The organism is Glycomyces sp. NRRL B-16210, from assembly GCF_000719515.1.
Classification (GTDB): Bacteria; Actinomycetota; Actinomycetes; order Mycobacteriales; family Micromonosporaceae; genus Glycomyces.
The window spans coordinates 50,129-65,981 of sequence record NZ_JOGR01000008.1; the positions used below are offsets into that span (position 1 = coordinate 50,129).

Here is a 15,853-nt window from a genome sequence, read left to right on the forward strand (position 1 = left end):
GTGACCTGTTCCCAGTCTGAGCCGGTTTCGTTGCGTTCCCGGGGATCGGCCTCGGGGTCGCCGATCGCCCAGACGAGGATGCCCGGCCGGTTGTGGAAGGCAGCCCGGTGGGGCTACTAGGCGACCTCGCTTGGCTCCCCGCCACGGGTCTCCCCGCCGCTGGCCCTCCACTCGTACGCCTCGGGTTCGTCGGTGTAGTGGAGCAGGTGCTCGCCGGCGAATTTTGCCAAGGCCTTCCGGACCTGCTGCGGAGTGACGTAGAAGAACTCGCGGCGCAGGTTGACCCGGTTGACGCGGCGCTCGGCGAACTCCTCGTGCAGACGCGCCTCCAGGCCCCGCGCATCCTCGCTGAAGACCAGGGCGTGGACGTCGAACCGGAACGGCACTGATGCGTCCCCGAGCTCGGTCACCCGCTCCAGAGGCTCGATCCTTCGGGTCATGCCGATCTTGACCATATTGGGGCCGAACGCGCCTCGATTCGAGATGACGTAGACGTGTCCCACCGCCGAGTTCGCTTGGCGGGCCAGGACGTTTTCGAACGCGGCGTCGACCTCATCGAGCTTCGCGGTCAGTTCGGCAGCGGCCTCGGCATCGCCCTTCGCGCTGAGCTTCGCGATCGCCGTGCGAAGGTGCGTCCGCTCCTTCTCGAGTTTCTCCTGCTCTTTGCGCATCTCGCGCTGGGCCTTCTCTTCCTCGCGCTCGCGTGCCCGCTGTTCGCGGATGCGCTCCTTCTCCTCTTCGGCCTTCGCCTTGTAGTCGGCGGTCAATTCGAGTTCCTGCACACGCAGCCGATGGTAGCCGTCGGTGATTCGCATGTCCATGGTCGAACCGAGCCTGCCGATGGTCTCGCGGGTCTTCTGGAGCCTGGCGACGGCCGAATCGAGCTTGTAGGGCCGCATGGTGCGGACGAGGTTGTCGGCCTCCGCGTTATAGGCGCGAAGCATCAGCCGCGAGACCTCCCGGACCATTTTCTTGCCCTGAGCCTGTGAACCATTGACGCGCCAGTTCGTGATGCTTGAGATGGCGTGGTCGCCCTTCGCCATCGACTTGTACTGGTCTTTGATCGACTCGAGTTTCGCCTTGTAGGCCACGGCGTCCTCGAGTGGGTGCGTGTACTCGTAGATGCCGACCTCTTGGAGCAGCAGGTCGTCGCGGGTCTCCACGAGTGATGCCTTGGCCGAGTCGACTTCGTGGCGCAGGCGGTGCAGCTCGGCGTTGGCAGTGGTGGCCTGGACGCCGATCTGATGGAGCTGGTCCTGAGCCTGCTCGTCGATGGCGGCCTTTCGCTCCTTGGCCTGCGATTCAAGGTGTTCCAGCATCGCTCTTCGCCGTCCGATTTCGACGGTGAGCTCTGAGGCATTGAGGGCGCCGAGCGTTCGGAGCTCATCGACGGTGGCGACGAGTGCCCGCTGAAGGCGGCCAGCGAACTGCTCCAAGGCCTCGACCTGGCCTTCGAGACGGTTCTTCCGCCCGATCCTGCCGCTCGCCGATGCCGTGATCGAGGTGACGGGAGTCGCCAGCAACACTTGGAGGTCGGGATTCAAGGATGCACCCGCATTGACGGGAGCGAGGTCGGTGGGCGCCGGCGCTGCGGGAAGGGCTTCGACGAGCGGGGTTTCGGCGGGTATGGCTTCGCCGGGCATGGGTTCGGCCGAAGCGACGGGGCCGGGGGACAGGCTCGGTTCCGGCGCCGGTGTCGGATCAGCTTCGACCCACCACTGCCAGCCATGAGGTGCGCGGGGCCAGTCCGGCGGCGACTTCCAGTTGGCCGGAGGCGTCCATCCCGGAGGTACCGGCCAGCCGGGCGGAACGTTGAATCGGTACGCCATCGAAGTCGCTCCTCTGCTCACTCTTCGTTGAGTCACAACACGATTGCACCTAGCACGGGCACCCGCAATGCCTTGAGCGGAGAATGCATGTTCGGACCGTCCACACTGACCGATCGGTTGAGATTCCGGACATGCTGCCGTGTCAGTGCATGTCACAGAGTCCGGTCGGAGCCGGAGCGCGACAGCAGCCGGATTCGAGCATCCGCTTGGAGAGCCGAAGGCCGTAGGATGTCGGCACCACCGTGTTCGGGCTCAGCGCCGTATTCCGCGATCGGACGAAGATGCATTCCACTGGCAGCCAAGACGTTCCCGCCGACCTCGCCGAGTGGGGCTTGCACGCCTTCGCGCTCGGCGCCCGCAGCACACCGCACTCGGTGGTGGCCATGGACGACAACGGCGCCCTGCTCTACCACGCCCGGCAGGGCATCACGCTCGGCCGGCTCGAAGCGCACGGCATCACCGCCTCCCAAAGCCAACTCGCACTGCTCCAGGCCTACGGCCTGGTCACCGTCGACGGCGACCGGATCACCACCGCATTCCCCGTGGTCGGGCCCGAAGTGCTCGGCCCGCTCCGCCCGCGCGTGCGGCAACTCGCCGCCGACCTCGTACCGCGGATCAGCGGCGCGGTGGCTGCGATCTCGGCGGAACTGCGCCGCCGCGGCCACGCCGGGCACGACTACACCGTGGTCTTCGGCCATGCGGTGGACGGACTGCTCTGGGACCGGCTCCGGGCCCACGGCCTCGCGCCGACCACCGAACTCAGCATCGACCGCCCGTACTGGAACGGCGCCTTCTGGGCGATATACCCGCCCATCACGGACTCCGCCGGGGTGAACGAACTCTCGGGGACCGAGGCGACCCTCATCATGGTCTGGACCGACGCCACCAACAAGGCCCTGTGGGACCTGGCCCGATCCGAAGCGGGACAAGCGCTCGTGAACGACCCGACCGTCCAGACCGACGTCCCGGTCCTGGCCGCCGATGAGAGCGATGCCCTCCACCGGCACAGCATGAGCATCGCCGACACCCTCGCGCAGGCGCTTCGCACCGACCGGCAGGCACAGGAACTGCTCGAAGCGATCCCCGACGCTAATCCGCACGAGGGCGTGCTCATCCTCGCCCACGAACTCATCTGGGAGATCATGGAAGCCCTCGTCGCGGCCGGGAACCTGCGACCGCCGCCGGGAATGCGCGACCAGGACCCCGCGAGCCATGCGTTGAGCGAGCAACTGCTGCTCCGGCTCCACCGGAAGGACTGACGCTCAGGCCGGCCGGACTGATTGCGGCGGCCTCGGTGATCGAGGTGCGCCGATGAATCCACGGCCGCCGCCCAGTCGTACTCTCGGACGACCGAGACCGGAGGCCGAGTTCCATGAATGATCGCAACACCAGGTCGCGACCGCATAATCGGGCGCGTCTGTGGCGGATGATCCACGCCGAACGGGCGGCGCTGGCGGCCGATCTCGCCGGACGCTCCGACGAGGAGTGGGAGACGCCGTCCCTGTGCGAGGGCCTGTCCGTGCGCGAAGTGCTGGCGCACATCACCGCCGGGGCGAGCCTCGGGCCGGCCCGGTGGATGGCCGGAGTGATCAAGTGCCGGTTCGACTTCGACAAGCAGGTAGCGATGCGCCTGGCCGAACAGCTCGGGCAGTCGGCCGAGGAGACGTTGCGGCGGTTCAACCGAGTGGTCACGAGCACGACCACGGCGAACCCGGTCAAAGCGATGCTCGGCGAGACGGTGGTCCACGGCGAGGACATCCGCCGCCCTCTCCGCATCCGCCATGCCTACCCGACCGAGACGATCACGGCGCTGGCCGAGTACTACCGCAGCTCGGATTTCGTCGTGGTCGCGAAGAAGCGCGCGGTCGGTCTGCGGCTGGTCGCCGACGACGGGCCGTTCGAGGCGGGGGAGGGCCCGCTGGTCTCCGGCCCGACCCTGGCGTTGGTGATGGCGATGACCGGTCGCGCGGTGTTCTGCGACGACCTCGAAGGCGACGGCGTCTCGACGCTCCGCGAGCGCTGTAACTCGATGTGACCCGGTCCCCGATGCGGGGGAAACCGTTCGTGGGCCGGAGGACGCGCCGCAGTCATACTCGGTCCCATGCAGCTTGAGGAAGTACGGGTCCTGCACCGCACCGGGCAATGGTGCCCCGGGGTCCGAACCGGCGGCGTCTTGGCCTATGACCTCGCGATTCTTCCTCCGTGGCAGGTGCCCGGTCGGCCCACCACCGATCGGTGCTTCGTCATCGCCGCCGAGGGAGTGCAGCTCACCCGACCGAGTGCCTTCACCGGCGCGCTCGAAGGCGGTTGGTACATCGACCTGGTCGAGCTGGAGGAGGTAGAACCGAAACGGCTGGTGGTCCGCGACCTCTACGTGGACATCGTGGTGCCGCCGTCGAACCGGCGCTATGAGGTGCTCGACCTCGACGAGCTCGCCGACGCGCTGGAGGCCGGCGCGATCGATGCCGCGACCGCAATCCGCGTCTTGCGCAATGTGCAGCGCTTCATCGACACGCACCTGCGCGACCTCGACGCACTGGACTCGTGGCCGGACTTCCCTCCGGCGGCCGTGATGGAACTGGCCGAGCTTCCGCCCTTCGCATTCAGATGAAGCGAGCGACGCGCCCTCAGTCCATCGGCTCCCAGCGCTCTTCGAACAGCTCGGAGCCGGGGGCCTCGCCGGGAAGGGGCGGGTGCCCGGCGGCGCGCAGGCCGTCGAGGGCGATGGCGGTGATGCGGGCCCTGGCGGTGACGGCGGCTTGGAGCAGTTCGGTCCGGCCCTGCTTGGTGAGCTGTTCGATCAGCGGGGACTTGCCGAGCTGCTCGATGAGGAGCTCGATGTCGACCACCGTGGCGTCCGGGCGCAGCGCGCCGACGGCGTGGGCGCGCTCGACCATGGTCGCGACCGCTTCGCCGGCCCGCCGATTCTTCTCCAGGATCGTTTCCGGAAGCGCGATGGTGCCTGCGATGGGACTGAGCGAGCCGGCGAACTCGACTGCGGTGGTCACATAGCCGACCAGGCCGTTCCAGGGATCGGGGTCGGCCAGCGCGGTCTCGGCGGCGGCCAGGTACTTGTCGAGCGCGAGGTCCAGAAGTCGCTGGTAGAGGGCTTCTTTGGTGGGGTAGCGGCGGTAGAGGCTGCCGATGCCGACCCCGGCACGTTTGGCGATGGCCGCGACCGAGGCGTGGGCGCCGTCGGTGGCGAGTACGGCCCGGGCGGCGTCGAGCAGTGCTTGGTCATTGCGCTCGGCTTCGGCTTGGCGGGGTGCCCGGCGGCGTTCGGCTGTCATGGGGGTCATAGTAATCCACCTTGCGGAGCGATTCGCTCCGATATACGGTTCCTGTAACGGAGCGAATCGCTCCTTTAAACGGATCCTGAGAGGAGACCCACCGTGAACACCGAGGTCGAAGCCATCGAGCGCGTCGTCGCCGCCTACCAGCGCCACCAGAACGACCCTGAATCGTTCCTCGCCCTCCACATCGATCAGACCGTCGTCGTCAACATCGCCGGCCGACGTGTCCTCGGCAGAGAGCGCCTGGGCGAGGCGATGCGCGCGGCACTCGCCTCCCCGCTCGCACACGTGCGCACCACCCTCGACATCGAGGACATCCGCTTCCCGCTCCCCGACGTGGCGCTCGTCAGCGCCGTCAAGAACGTCTTCGACGAACGCGAAGAGGCCGGCGGCCTGCCCAGCACCGGTGCCTACACGATGCTGCTGGTCAAGCAGGACGGCGAATGGCGTGTGACCCTCGCCCAGACCACTCCGAGGCCTTCGGCCCAACGATCCGCGGTCACACCTTCGACGGCTCCTTCGTCATGAGAGCACCAGGAACCGAATCGACAGGAGACCGAACATGAACACCGACAACGCATCACGCAAGTTCGCACTGGTCACCGGCGCGAGCAAGGGCATCGGCCGCGCCACCGCCGAACGGCTCGCCGCGCTCGGCGCGACTGTGCTGGTCGGCGCCCGAGACCTGGCGCGCGGCGAAGCGGCGGCGGCCGGGATCCGCGCGTCGGGCGGCGACGCGCACGCCCTCGCGCTCGACGTCACCGACGCCACGACGATCCAGTTGGCCGCCAAGCGGATCGAGGAGGAGTACGGCCGGCTCGACGTGCTGGTCAATAACGCCGGCGTCTCGGGGTCCGGGAACGCCGCGCCGCAGGATGCGGTCGACCGCGTGCCGAGCGCGGTCGACCTCGCGGTCGTTCGGGAGGTGTTCGAGGTCAACGTCTTCGGCGTCATCGCCGTGACGAACGCGATGCTCCCGCTGCTGCGGCGGTCCGAAGCGGCCCGCATCGTCAACCTCTCCAGCCACGCCGCCTCGCTCGCGCTCTACGCCGATCCCGAAGGGCCCCTGGCGAACCTGCCGTCGGCGGCGTACTCGCCGTCGAAGACCGCCCTGAACGCGATCACGATCCAGTACGCCAACGAGCTGCGCGGCGAAGGCATCCTCGTCAACGCCGTCGCACCCGGTTACGTCGACACCGAGATCAACGGGAACACCGGGGTCCTCACACCCGCGCAGGCCGCCGAGACGATCGCGGGCCTGGCCGTGCTCGACGCCGACGGACCCACCGGGGCGTTCCACAGCGCCGAAGGCCCACTGCCCTGGTAGATCAACGCACGTCTAAGGGTTCGGGCTGACGAGGCCGCGTTGCTCCAAGCGACATCGTCAGCCCCCAACCTGACAAACCACCAACTGAGACACGCTCTAAGAGCGTGTCTCAGTTGGTGAGTTCGTGTGGGTGGTGGGATCTTGAGGTCTGGGCGGATTGCGGGACGTGTACCGGGTTCAGTCCGTGTCGGTGGCGGCCAGGACAGTGAGATGTTGTGAATCGGGGGAGACCGCCACCAATCCGAGGTCCCATGCAACCTTTTCGAACCACGGTGTGGCACCGCTGAAATCGAACCAACTCCAGGCCTGGACCTGCTGCTCCAACTGCTCCAGGGAAGTCTCGGCGACCGTGCCGACCAGAGCCGCGATGGATCTCCATGCGTGCAGCCGTCCATAGGCTCCGAAGTGTCCGCTGTTGTACGCTCCACCAGAGGATGCCGCTGCGAACAGGAGCCGCCAGGCCTGGACGGCCGTTATGCGCGCCAAGGGAAAAGCAGGTTGGCCACCGGTGTCTCGGAGGCTTTCCAGGCCCAGCGTTCGCAGCAGTTCGGGAAGAGCGTCGGGCTCCACAGGCGCGGCGAGGTCGAAGGCGCGAGCCTCAACGCGGCCGTTGGAGTCCTCGACCCAATTCTGCACCGCGGTAGCAACATTGGCACTGAACGCCTCAACTGTCACCTCGGTCGCTGCGGGCACGTGTGAAGCACCGCCGACCGTCTCGGCTTTGCTGTCAGACAGAAAGGGCGTAGCGACGACAGATCGGCGCGCGGAGTATTGGGGCAATGCGGGGTCTTTTTCAAAGGCAGCCAGTTTCGGCGGCAGCAGACCTAGCGGGTGATGGCGCCAGTGCGTGGACCCGGCCCACCGGCGGATGGCCGGGATCGCATCGATCGGCGTCTGCCTGAGCGCAAGCTCATGAACGAGACAAGCCCGCAGCTCCTCGGAAGCGCCGGAACCGCCGCCGGTGAAGACTGGTGACAGGTCTTCGGGGGTTTGGGATGCGGCCAGCACCGAAGCGAAGAATCGGACGCGCTTCTGATCCGATTGCGCGGGGGCGACCAGCGCTCGTAGCGTCTGCTCGACGTGGTGACGTCCTGGTGTCGTGGCGAGAAGCCGCAGCAGGAATCTGTAGGCAGCATCGTACTGCCAGGTCTCTGGGGTGGTCGTCCCGACGGCTTCGGCGTTTACCGCTATCGCGAGGTCGGCTACGAACACGGCGTCGCCGTCAGCGAGGCGCTGTTCAGCCTCCTTGTCGAGCTTCCTAAGGTCCTTCAAGCGGGGCAACCCTGCTACGATCTGCTGAATCCGTGGGTTCACGGCATGAGCATAGGTCGTGTTCCGTGAGGCGCTTGGCGGGTACGTGGTACGAGTGGCCAATGAAGCCGTACGCTGAACGTTTTGTGCTCGATGGGCTGTGGGAGATCACCGAGCCGCTCATCCCGGTCTCACCGAAGCGTGCGCAGGGTGGTGGCATTCCAAGGGCCGATAACCGGCAGGTGTTCGCGGCGATCGTATTCGTCCTGACCACGGGTTGCGCCTGGCGGCACCTGCCGCCGACCTTCGGAGTCTCCTACCAAACCGCGCACCGGCGATTCACCGAATGGTCCGATGCGGGGCTGTGGGTGAAGCTCCACCGGGCCGTGCTCGACCGGCTCGGCGCGGCCGGCGAGATCGACTGGTCCCGCGCGATCGTGGACGCGGCGAGCTTGCGCGCTAGAAAGGGGGATCGCTGACCGGGCCAAACCCGGTCGATCGCGGCAAGTCTGGCTCGAAGATCCACGTCCTGTCCGACAGTGCGGGACTGCCGCTCGCGCTCGGTGTCTCGGCCGCGAACCTGCACGACTCCCAAGCCCTCGAACCGCTCATCCAAGGCATCCCGAAGATCCGGTCCCGGCGCGGCCCGCGCCGCCGCAAGCCCGCGAAGCTCCACGCCGACAAGGACTACGACATCCCCGACTGCCACCGCGCCCTGCGCGAACGGCACATCGGCGACCGCATCGCCCGCCGCGGCATCGAATCCTCGGCCCGTCTCGGCCGACACCGGTGGGCCATCGAGCGCACCATCGCCTGGCTCGGCGGCTACCGGCGCTTGACCTTGCGATACGAGCGCCACGGCCATCTCTTTACCGCATTCCTCGCCCTCACCGCATCGATCATCTGCTACAAGAAACTCGCCAACCGAGACACGCTCTTAGCCCGTATTTCAATGCCGAGGCTGGTCAGGGCGGCAGTGAGCGAGTCTATGGCGTCCCTCGAAGCGGTGATGGCAGCTGCTGGCTCGCGGGCGGCTGCGGCATTGCCACCGGCCGCGCCCGCGGCTTTTTCGGCACTGGGCATGACAGTCTCCCGCCGAGGAGGCCTGGATTACGAGGTTTGTGTTCTTGCCGCAACGACTCGACTGCGCGCGAACATGGCGCGATCCCTTTGCGGGGCAAGGGGCTCGGGCGAGGATTGGTTCGGGTTAGTGCTGCTGGGCGGAGCGCAGGAGGCTGGCGTAGTCGGAGGCTGCGAGGTCGAAGACCGGGGAGCCGTGACCGAGTTTGGAGTCTCGGACCTGGAAGCCGGAGCAGACGTTCCGCGCCTCAACACAGTCCTCTTGTGCGGTGCTGCCGCTCCGAAGGCTCTTCCTCCAGGACTGACGGCACTCTACGCATCCTTCTTGACCACTACTGTTACTCCGGCTGCTCTTCCGCCAACTGGTGTACTCCGCCATCGAGGAACCTTCCAATCTCTAGCGCGTTCGACCGGAGAAGGGCGTGCGCCTGATCATACAAAGCGAGCTTGTCTTCATCGACGACGTGGCGGGTCTGGTCAAGCTGCTCAACGTACACGAAGTTTGGTCCCACCCCCGGCCGACCATCGGACTTGAACGCATCGAAGGCGAAGTTGCCGAGATGCGGAGGTTGGGGCACGCACACTTTACAGCCAGGAAGTGAGTTTGCCCAGAGCAGCCGTTCAATCTGCTGGTCCCGCTCCGCAGCGGTGAGCAGGTCGAGGTCGCCAATGGCCCGAGCTGACACGTAGAGCTCGGCTTCCGGGTGTGTTTTGTCCTTGAACCGCGCGAAGAAGGATCGTCCTCGACGTTCCTTCCGCTTCCAAGTTCTGACCTTTTCGGCGGGATTGCCCAGGGGACCTGCGAGCAATCGCATGTGATAGGCCTCGGTTTGGAGGAGTCCGGTCAGCAGGAGCGGTTCCCACTTAATGATCACAGGATACGTCCGCTCCCCGCTCTCAACGATGTAGAGGTTGCGTTTGTTGAGGTCGGAGACCAGTTCAGCGCTGCTGTGCAGGTTATCCCTCACATGCAGGATGAAGTCGCGCCGAACCTCTTCAACTCCGGTTTGGTCGCAGATGAATGACAGGTTTCCCTTGTCGGGTATTCGGGTGCCCTCCAGCCATGCCTTGATCGTGTTGACGCTCTTGCCGGTCACCGTGGCGAACTGGCTTCGATTCCAGCCAGCGTCCTCCGAGATCGAGTTGACCTCGGCTGTCAAATAGGACTCAGCGAACTTCCGATACGGGACCGTTCCTGTCATCGCGACCTCCCTGCGCTGCGCGAATAACCGTGTGAAGCGATGATCGCACGAACCGCCACAAAGGCAACCACCACCACGCGGCGCAGTTTCGGCGGTCAACTATGGGCTCCCGTTTCGGGTCCCCGTAATTGCTCATCAAGGATGAACATCCGGCACTGCTAGACGAAACGTCCAGGGTGACATAGCTACTGACCTGGCAAAACATGCCTTATCTTGGATTCATCGCGGGTTCGATACCCGGTCCGCGTGCGGTGGAAAGCCGGAGGGTCGCGCCTCCCAGCAATCGTTCGCGGCCCTCCGGCATAGCAACTGTCGGATTTCCGACCCACTCTCTAGTGGAGGTAGTGATGTCGTACCTGAACGCACGATCCAAACTCAATGCCGAGCCTGCGGACCCTCTGGTGCGCGGCGACTTCACCGACGGAGCGCACCGTTTCACCGTCTGCGCCTCGGCTCCGACCAAGCCCAACTCATTCCAGGTGTACGCCAACGGGAACCGCGCGGACCTGGTTCTCATCGTCTCCGGCCTGGCCACCGACAACCTCTTCTCGACCTGGGGCGACGAGTGGCGCAACCGCTCAGCCGCCTGGCGCCATTGGGCCCGAGAAGCCTCCTTCAACGTCTTCTACAACGGCGAGCCCGAGAACCCGCGATCGGTAAGGGTCTGCAATGGATGAGCGGGACAGGGCTCCGGAGTCCGAGCGGGAGGTTGCCAGCTCGGCTGAGGTGACTGGTGCGCCGCGGGGTGGTCGTCTCACTGATCGCGATTGGTTTGCCATTGCGGTGCGGCAGGTGCGGACGGGGCGTCGTTGGGCGCGGGTGGATGAGCGTTGATGACGAATCGTCCGGTGTGTGGGTTCAATGCGGAGGGGCGGGCGTTTGTTGCGGAGACGTTCGTGAACACCTTGACCGGTCGGCAGTTCGCGGTCAGGGATCTCGCGTCGGGGTTCACGGTGATGACGCGCAAGATCGATGAGGCCGCTGAGTTGTTCTGGACTGCCGGGTACGGCAAGGACGATCCGTTGTTGCGCAAGGCGATCGCGGTGAAGGCCGACGAGGTGTGTGCGCGTCTTCGCGGTGACGTTTGAGGCTTGGGCGGGGCGTGTCTTCCCAGGACCGCGTTCCTGCCCGATGAGTGTCCCCGGTGTTTTCGGTTCGCGCCGGGGACCGCAATAGCCGAGTTCAGGGTGGAGGGCTCGGCTTGGTCCCGCCGCACCCCCGGGCGGCGTTCGGGACTAATAGTGGGGCCGCGGCCGAAGCGGTGATGTGCCGGCCGCGGCCCCACTTCATGCATTCGAGTGCCGGCCGCGGCCCCGCTTCACGCGTTCGAGCGCCGCCCTGGAGACTGGAATCATCCGGCGAGGGCAGGTGTGATCCGTCAGGGCGCGACCGGCCGGGCTCGCGGTGTCGATCGGGATACTCGGAGGGCCTCTACTCGCCACTGGCAGAAGGAGAGAGCCGACATGAGCTGGCGAACGATTCTACGAGTGATCGCGGGCGTCGTCTTGACCGCTCTGGGGCTGCTCTGGGCGCTCCAAGGCGCCGACCTCCTGCGAATCGAGCCGGTCCTGTGCGCCGCCGAGTGCGAGCCGATCACCGGCGGTTCGACCGGGTGGCTGGTCGCCGGTGTGGTGACGGTGTTGATCGGGCTGACCTTGGTTCTGGCGCCTTGGCGTTGGCGTCGGCGCTGACTCGGAGTTCGGTCTTCAGCCGTAGGTGGTGGCGAAGGCCGACCAGATGATCGGGGAGTCCTCCAGGCGGCCTTCGGCTTCCCAGCGTGCGGCCTTTCTGCGCTGCCAGTCGTTCAGGGCCGCAACCGGATCCTCAGCGTCGTGGGCCTCGTCCACGGCGACAATCGCCTCCGGGATCAGGCTCATCTCTTCCGTTGCCCCCGTGAGGAAGCGGCGGATTCCCGCGTCCGTCGGGAGGGTCCAGCGGGTCGCCGTGACATATTGCGCGCCGCCGTGGATCGCCGCCGCCACCAGGCCGACCGGCTCGGCGAAGCGGGCCTCGCCGCCGCTTTCGCACGCGATCAGCGCGACCCGGTTCGGCATCCGCCATTCGGCGGTCACGCCGGGCCGGTGGCCCAGGACGAGGTCGGCGGCCGTCAGCGGCCGGTGGCCCCGGACCACCGCCGCGCGGCCCGTTGTCGCGGGCCCGCAGCTCAGGTGGAGGCGGGCGTCGAGGCCGTTCTGCGAGGTCGTCACGTGGCCCACGTAGAGGAAACGCGCGGCGTCCGCCAGCATCGGCTCGATCATGTCCCGGGTCGTGTCGTTGCGGCGGAACGCCTGGCCGTCAGGGACGCGGCGCCCGCCTAGACGATCTACGAGGCCCGCCATCTGGGAGCCCTCTGCGATCGGGCCGAGCACCGATCCGAGATCGGCTCCCGCTCCCGGGACCCTCGGGTCGAGCACCGCGACCACGTTGCCGCTCGGGTTCCATTCGGAGACAAGGCGTTCCGGCGCGTTGCGCACCGTCGCGGGCGGCAGCACCGAGACGTCCGCGTTCGTCACGAACCGCTCGCCCTCATCGACATGCAGTGCCTCCCAAGGCACTTGACTGGTCGAGAGCGAAGGCTGGATGCGCACGTGCGGCCGCAGGCCCTTCTCCAAGTACGCGTTGAGCTCCATCGCCAGCTTGTAGGGGATGAGCGCCCGAGCCAGGGCCGACATCAGCTCGGTCTCGCGCGCGCGGTCGGTGAACGGCCCGTCGGTGAGCGAGCGCTTCAGGGCCTCGTCCACGCTCTCGCCCGGCAGCGGCGTCGGGAGCGCGAGGGCCAGCGCGTCCAGTGCCGGCTGGATCGCGTCGGCGGGGGCGAGGATGTTCTCGATCGCGCCGAGTTCGTGCTCCCACCGCCACGAGTAGTAGAGCGCGTCGGCGTCGACGATCTTGACCTGCACGGTCGGCCGGAAGTTCACCATGTGTGCACCATTTCGTCGGATCGGATCGCGAACCCGTAGCGCCGCTCGGTCTCTTGGATCCACGGCTCCAGCGGGGAGGGCCGCCAGGGGTTGACGCGCAGTCGCGGCGGCAGCGCGAAGCGGTCGGCTGGGAAGTCGGTGGAGATGCCGGTGACGAGCGCGGAGGCGGTGAACGGCAAGGGCCGCAGGTCGTCCGGGGTCGAGAGGGTCGGCGCGTCGGCGTCGGTCGGCTCGTCCAGCGGCGGGTTGAACGGCTGGGTCCCGTCCGGCGCGTGGAGCGACACGGTGGCGCACATGTGCTCGAGGAGTTCGGAGATCAGCGGGGCGTCGTGCAGGGCGGTGGCGAGGTGGAGCGCGTGCGCCATCGCCGGAATGGCCACTGTGGACGCCCACTGTTCGCGGGCCCTGCCCGAGGCGAACTGGTGGCGGATCGCGTCGGTCGCGAGGGCGGCGGGCAGCGCGAGGTCGAAGGCCTGGCGCAGCAGCCGGTACTGGTCTTCGGCGATGACGGTGAGCCCGCGGCGGGCCGTGATGGCGTAGCCGCGCCGCATGTCGATGCGCGCCAGGTGGTACCGCGCCCCGGACGCCTCGTGGGTGGCCCGCGATTCGAGGTACGCCGCTTCGGCCTCGTCGAACTTCGCCTCGGAGGCGTACAGGTCCCCAAGGAGCGCTTGGGCTTCGGCGAGGATGGACGCGTGTCCGGCGTCGCGCAGGATCGCGATCGCGGGGACGAGCAGTTCGCGGGCGCGGGCGGGGTCGCCGCTGTAGAGGGCGGCGTAGGCGCGGCCGTAGCGGATCTCGGCGGCCCGCAGCGGCTGCTCGACCTCGCTGAACGTCTGCTCGGCCTGGGCGAGGAGGCGGTCTCCCGTGGCAAGGTCGCCGATGCGCAGGGCCGCGCGGCCCTGGTTCGCGACGGCCAGGGCCTCCGAGACCGGGTCGCCTTGGTGGAGCTGCTCGGCCAGGCGCAGATATTCGATCGCGGCGGCGTGGTCGTTGAGGGACTGGGCGATCACGGCGAGGTTCGAGTACGGGTGCCCGGCGAGGCGCGGTTCGTGGAGGGTCGCGAGTTCGAGGGTGCGCTTGGCGGTGGCCTCGGCCTCGTCCCAGCGTTCGAGTCCGATGAGGAGCACGGTCTTGGTGTTGTGGAGCATGACGTTGAGGACGCCGTTGTCCTTCTCGGCGGTCGAGCTCTCGATGGAGGCCAGCGCCGTGTCGAGGTCGGCGAGGGCCTCGTCGAGGCGGCCGACGAGCTGGAGGGTCTGGGCGCGGTTGATCAGCAGGGACGCGCGCACGGCCCGGGTGCCGTACCGGTCGCCCGCGTCGGCTTCCGCGGCCTCGCAGGCGTTGAGAGCCTCCGCGGTGAGTCGCAGCGCCTCGTCGGGGTCGCCGCGGTTCTCGGCGAGTCCGGCGAGGTTCGCGAGCGCGCGGGCCCGCCCGTCGAGCCCAGCGGCGTCGACGTCCTCGACGAGGGTCTTCTCGTACGCCTCTTGGAGTTTCGCGACGGCTTCGGTGTTCCGGCCCTCGTTGATGAGGCGGGCGGCGGCGTTGTTCAAGGCGCGGAACTCGGCCCAGCGGGGCCCGGTGGTCTCGGCGCCTCGGAGGCCGACGAGGTCGTCGGTGTCCTCGCTCATGCCTCGCCCCTGGCGGCGGCGCGTTCGGTGAGGGTCGCATCGGGTGCGGCGAGGCGTTCGAGCGCGAACGCGACGATGGCCGCTCGGCGGTCCTCGGCTTCGGGGTCGGTGTCCTGTGTGGTCGATGCGAATCCGGGGGCAAGCACTGTCGTGGTCCTCTCTGCGGCGGAGGTGGTCAGGAACGATCGCGGCGCTTCGCTTTCGCCGGTGAAGGCTCCGGTCGCGGGGTCCAGGCGCAGGTCGACCTGGACGCCGCCGACGCGGGCGGTGAGGTCGAGGTCTGTCGCTCCGGGGGCGGCGGGAACGGTGACGGTCAGAACCGGTGCGCCCGAGCGCAGTCCGAGGCTCCAGGTCGCCTCGGCTGCGGCGTCGACCAGGCCTTGCGGCACCAGCGTCCAGTCGACGGGCCCGCCGCCGCTGGCGACCGCGAGGGTGCCGGGGGCGATGCCACCCGCGGCGAGCGCCCAGTCCTCGGGCCGGTGGCGCGCGGTCCGGCGAAGGACGACGCCGTAGTCCTCGGCGAGTACTTCCAGCGCTTCGGTGAGGGCCTGCGTTTCGACGGTGAGGTCCGGACTTGCTGGCGCGGCTCCGAGATCGATGCTTTCGAGGGCGCGCTCGACCGCGCTTTCGTCATCGAGCAGGTGCTCGACTGCGGCGGTGCGCCAAGCGATTTCGGCATTGAGCAGGCCGGAGGGGAGCGCGGGCACGGCCGCGGCATGGGAGGCGGGCCACCAGGCCTCGGCCCAGCGGAGGTGCGCGAGTTGCCGGGTTGCGGTGAGCGTGGGCGACGCGGGTTCGGCGGTGTCGGAACGGGTCTCGACGGTGTCGGCGCTGGTGAGGATCGCGCTGGACGCTTCGAGCCCGTATATCTCCCAGAGCCATTCGGCGGCTTGGGCGTGGTTATGGATCACGGCGGCGGGATGCGGGCTCGGGGCGAGGACGTCCCACAACAGAAACGCGCCGCGCGCCTCGACGAGCGCGGTGCGCTCGGGGTGGGGTGGTTGGGAGCCAACAAGGATGGTGGAGGCGGCCCGCTCGACCGCGAAGCGGGTCATCGGCGTTCCCGGTGGTGAACGAGGGCTGGGCGTGTGCAGGGTGCGGTGGGCCGGGGACCGAGAGCACCGAGTGAGGCGGCAGCTTCGCCGTCAGCGGCGGTGATCCGCGATCCTTCCGGGTACGGGGGCCGGGGGTCGACACGGCTCGTCGTAGCACCGGCGTGATCGGCGGTGAGCTGCGGCGCTGCCGGGCGTGGCGGCCGAGGGCCTACGGCGATGGTCATGGCGGCCTTCGCGATCGCGATGCGGGTCGGTGTTCCCGGA

General features: G+C 67.8%; 16 protein-coding genes and 1 pseudogene. 9 read left to right on the plus strand and 8 right to left on the minus strand.

All coding sequences use genetic code 11. The features are described 5' to 3' along the window. Positions 1–116 precede the first annotated feature (116 nt). Positions 117–1,829, minus strand: a complete 1,713-nt coding sequence (locus tag IF12_RS0112760; protein ID WP_197034704.1) for a DUF4041 domain-containing protein — start codon at positions 1,827–1,829, stop codon at positions 117–119. 281 nt (positions 1,830–2,110) lie between these two features. Between IF12_RS0112760 and IF12_RS0112765 the strand changes: the two genes are divergently transcribed. The 3 genes from IF12_RS0112765 (at position 2,111) to IF12_RS24150 (ending at position 4,440) form a co-directional block, all read left to right on the plus strand. After that, positions 2,111–3,088 carry a hypothetical protein gene (locus tag IF12_RS0112765; protein ID WP_133884168.1) on the plus strand — a complete coding sequence of 326 codons (978 nt, stop codon included), beginning with the start codon at positions 2,111–2,113 and terminating at the stop codon, positions 3,086–3,088. Between the two features lie 167 nt (positions 3,089–3,255). Continuing rightward, a complete protein-coding gene (locus IF12_RS0112770; protein WP_231492587.1) occupies positions 3,256–3,864 on the plus strand; it encodes a maleylpyruvate isomerase family mycothiol-dependent enzyme in 609 nt (202 codons plus the stop codon). 66 nt (positions 3,865–3,930) lie between these two features. Then, positions 3,931–4,440, plus strand: coding sequence for a DUF402 domain-containing protein (locus IF12_RS24150; protein ID WP_081913554.1), 510 nt, complete (start codon positions 3,931–3,933; stop codon positions 4,438–4,440). Positions 4,441–4,456: 16 nt separating this feature from the next. Here IF12_RS24150 and IF12_RS0112780 read toward each other — a convergent pair whose 3' ends face one another. Continuing rightward, the gene (locus IF12_RS0112780) at positions 4,457–5,119 is read right to left on the minus strand and encodes a TetR/AcrR family transcriptional regulator (RefSeq protein WP_030158723.1); all 663 of its coding nucleotides are present in this window, start codon (positions 5,117–5,119) and stop codon (positions 4,457–4,459) included. A gap of 102 nt (positions 5,120–5,221) precedes the next feature. On the opposite strand from IF12_RS0112780, the gene IF12_RS0112785 reads away from it, so the two are divergent. Both IF12_RS0112785 and IF12_RS0112790 read left to right on the plus strand, forming a co-directional pair. Further along, positions 5,222–5,650 (plus strand): SgcJ/EcaC family oxidoreductase, encoded by a 429-nt coding sequence (locus tag IF12_RS0112785; protein ID WP_051704331.1) that lies wholly within the window; start codon positions 5,222–5,224, stop codon positions 5,648–5,650. Positions 5,651–5,684: 34 nt separating this feature from the next. Then, positions 5,685–6,449, plus strand: coding sequence for an SDR family NAD(P)-dependent oxidoreductase (locus tag IF12_RS0112790; RefSeq protein ID WP_030158727.1), 765 nt, complete (start codon positions 5,685–5,687; stop codon positions 6,447–6,449). A gap of 177 nt (positions 6,450–6,626) precedes the next feature. Here the strand turns inward: IF12_RS0112790 and IF12_RS0112795 are convergent, their stop codons facing one another. Continuing rightward, on the minus strand, positions 6,627–7,763 hold the full coding sequence (locus IF12_RS0112795) for a DUF6183 family protein (RefSeq protein WP_030158729.1): 1,137 nt from the start codon (positions 7,761–7,763) through the stop codon (positions 6,627–6,629). Between the two features lie 59 nt (positions 7,764–7,822). Between IF12_RS0112795 and IF12_RS24960 the strand changes: the two are divergent. Then, positions 7,823–8,619, plus strand: a pseudogene (locus IF12_RS24960) (IS5 family transposase); the annotation flags it as partial. Positions 8,620–8,907: 288 nt separating this feature from the next. Here IF12_RS24960 and IF12_RS24965 read toward each other — a convergent pair. Together IF12_RS24965 and IF12_RS0112805 are read right to left on the minus strand one after the other, a co-directional pair. After that, a complete protein-coding gene (locus IF12_RS24965; RefSeq protein WP_081913556.1) occupies positions 8,908–9,159 on the minus strand; it encodes a DUF397 domain-containing protein in 252 nt (83 codons plus the stop codon). Further along, complete coding sequence (locus IF12_RS0112805; RefSeq protein ID WP_030158733.1) at positions 9,119–9,982, minus strand: Scr1 family TA system antitoxin-like transcriptional regulator; 864 nt, start codon at positions 9,980–9,982, stop codon at positions 9,119–9,121. The genes IF12_RS24965 and IF12_RS0112805 overlap by 41 nt, the downstream gene beginning before the upstream one ends. 347 nt (positions 9,983–10,329) lie before the next feature. Here IF12_RS0112805 and IF12_RS0112810 point away from each other — a divergent pair, with 347 nt between their 5' ends. The 3 genes from IF12_RS0112810 (at position 10,330) to IF12_RS0112820 (ending at position 11,673) form a co-directional block, all read left to right on the plus strand. After that, on the plus strand, positions 10,330–10,659 hold the full coding sequence (locus tag IF12_RS0112810) for a hypothetical protein (RefSeq protein WP_030158735.1): 330 nt from the start codon (positions 10,330–10,332) through the stop codon (positions 10,657–10,659). Between the two features lie 156 nt (positions 10,660–10,815). After that, on the plus strand, positions 10,816–11,070 hold the full coding sequence (locus IF12_RS0112815) for a hypothetical protein (RefSeq protein ID WP_133884169.1): 255 nt from the start codon (positions 10,816–10,818) through the stop codon (positions 11,068–11,070). Positions 11,071–11,445: 375 nt separating this feature from the next. Next, positions 11,446–11,673, plus strand: a complete 228-nt coding sequence (locus IF12_RS0112820; RefSeq protein WP_030158740.1) for a hypothetical protein — start codon at positions 11,446–11,448, stop codon at positions 11,671–11,673. 15 nt (positions 11,674–11,688) lie between these two features. On the opposite strand, the gene IF12_RS0112825 is transcribed toward IF12_RS0112820, so the two are convergent. From IF12_RS0112825 to IF12_RS0112835, 3 genes are read right to left on the minus strand one after another with little or no spacing between them, the layout of a single operon-like run. Then, positions 11,689–12,903 (minus strand): CHAT domain-containing protein, encoded by a 1,215-nt coding sequence (locus IF12_RS0112825; protein ID WP_030158741.1) that lies wholly within the window; start codon positions 12,901–12,903, stop codon positions 11,689–11,691. Further along, complete coding sequence (locus IF12_RS0112830) at positions 12,897–14,534, minus strand: lipopolysaccharide assembly protein LapB (RefSeq protein ID WP_030158743.1); 1,638 nt, start codon at positions 14,532–14,534, stop codon at positions 12,897–12,899. The genes IF12_RS0112825 and IF12_RS0112830 overlap by 7 nt, the downstream gene beginning before the upstream one ends. Next, positions 14,531–15,589, minus strand: a complete 1,059-nt coding sequence (locus tag IF12_RS0112835; protein WP_030158745.1) for a hypothetical protein — start codon at positions 15,587–15,589, stop codon at positions 14,531–14,533. Before IF12_RS0112835 ends, IF12_RS0112830 begins: the two co-directional genes overlap by 4 nt. Positions 15,590–15,853: the final 264 nt, after the last annotated feature.

What these genes read in the sequence shown, in the direction of transcription:
- IF12_RS24150 (WP_081913554.1), top strand. Translation starts at nt 3,931, where the DNA reads ATGCAGCTTGAGGAAGTACGGGTCCTGCACCGCACCGGGCAATGGTGC.
- IF12_RS0112770 (WP_231492587.1), top strand. Translation starts at nt 3,256, where the DNA reads ATGATCCACGCCGAACGGGCGGCGCTGGCGGCCGATCTCGCCGGACGC.
- IF12_RS0112835 (WP_030158745.1), bottom strand. Translation starts at nt 15,589, where the DNA reads ATGACCCGCTTCGCGGTCGAGCGGGCCGCCTCCACCATCCTTGTTGGC.
- IF12_RS0112825 (WP_030158741.1), bottom strand. Translation starts at nt 12,903, where the DNA reads ATGGTGAACTTCCGGCCGACCGTGCAGGTCAAGATCGTCGACGCCGAC.
- IF12_RS0112760 (WP_197034704.1), bottom strand. Translation starts at nt 1,829, where the DNA reads ATGGCGTACCGATTCAACGTTCCGCCCGGCTGGCCGGTACCTCCGGGA.
- IF12_RS0112765 (WP_133884168.1), top strand. Translation starts at nt 2,111, where the DNA reads ATGCATTCCACTGGCAGCCAAGACGTTCCCGCCGACCTCGCCGAGTGG.
- IF12_RS0112815 (WP_133884169.1), top strand. Translation starts at nt 10,816, where the DNA reads ATGACGAATCGTCCGGTGTGTGGGTTCAATGCGGAGGGGCGGGCGTTT.
- IF12_RS0112790 (WP_030158727.1), top strand. Translation starts at nt 5,685, where the DNA reads ATGAACACCGACAACGCATCACGCAAGTTCGCACTGGTCACCGGCGCG.
- IF12_RS0112820 (WP_030158740.1), top strand. Translation starts at nt 11,446, where the DNA reads ATGAGCTGGCGAACGATTCTACGAGTGATCGCGGGCGTCGTCTTGACC.
- IF12_RS0112780 (WP_030158723.1), bottom strand. Translation starts at nt 5,119, where the DNA reads ATGACAGCCGAACGCCGCCGGGCACCCCGCCAAGCCGAAGCCGAGCGC.
- IF12_RS0112830 (WP_030158743.1), bottom strand. Translation starts at nt 14,534, where the DNA reads ATGAGCGAGGACACCGACGACCTCGTCGGCCTCCGAGGCGCCGAGACC.
- IF12_RS24965 (WP_081913556.1), bottom strand. Translation starts at nt 9,159, where the DNA reads ATGGCGGAGTACACCAGTTGGCGGAAGAGCAGCCGGAGTAACAGTAGT.
- IF12_RS0112805 (WP_030158733.1), bottom strand. Translation starts at nt 9,982, where the DNA reads ATGACAGGAACGGTCCCGTATCGGAAGTTCGCTGAGTCCTATTTGACA.
- IF12_RS0112810 (WP_030158735.1), top strand. Translation starts at nt 10,330, where the DNA reads ATGTCGTACCTGAACGCACGATCCAAACTCAATGCCGAGCCTGCGGAC.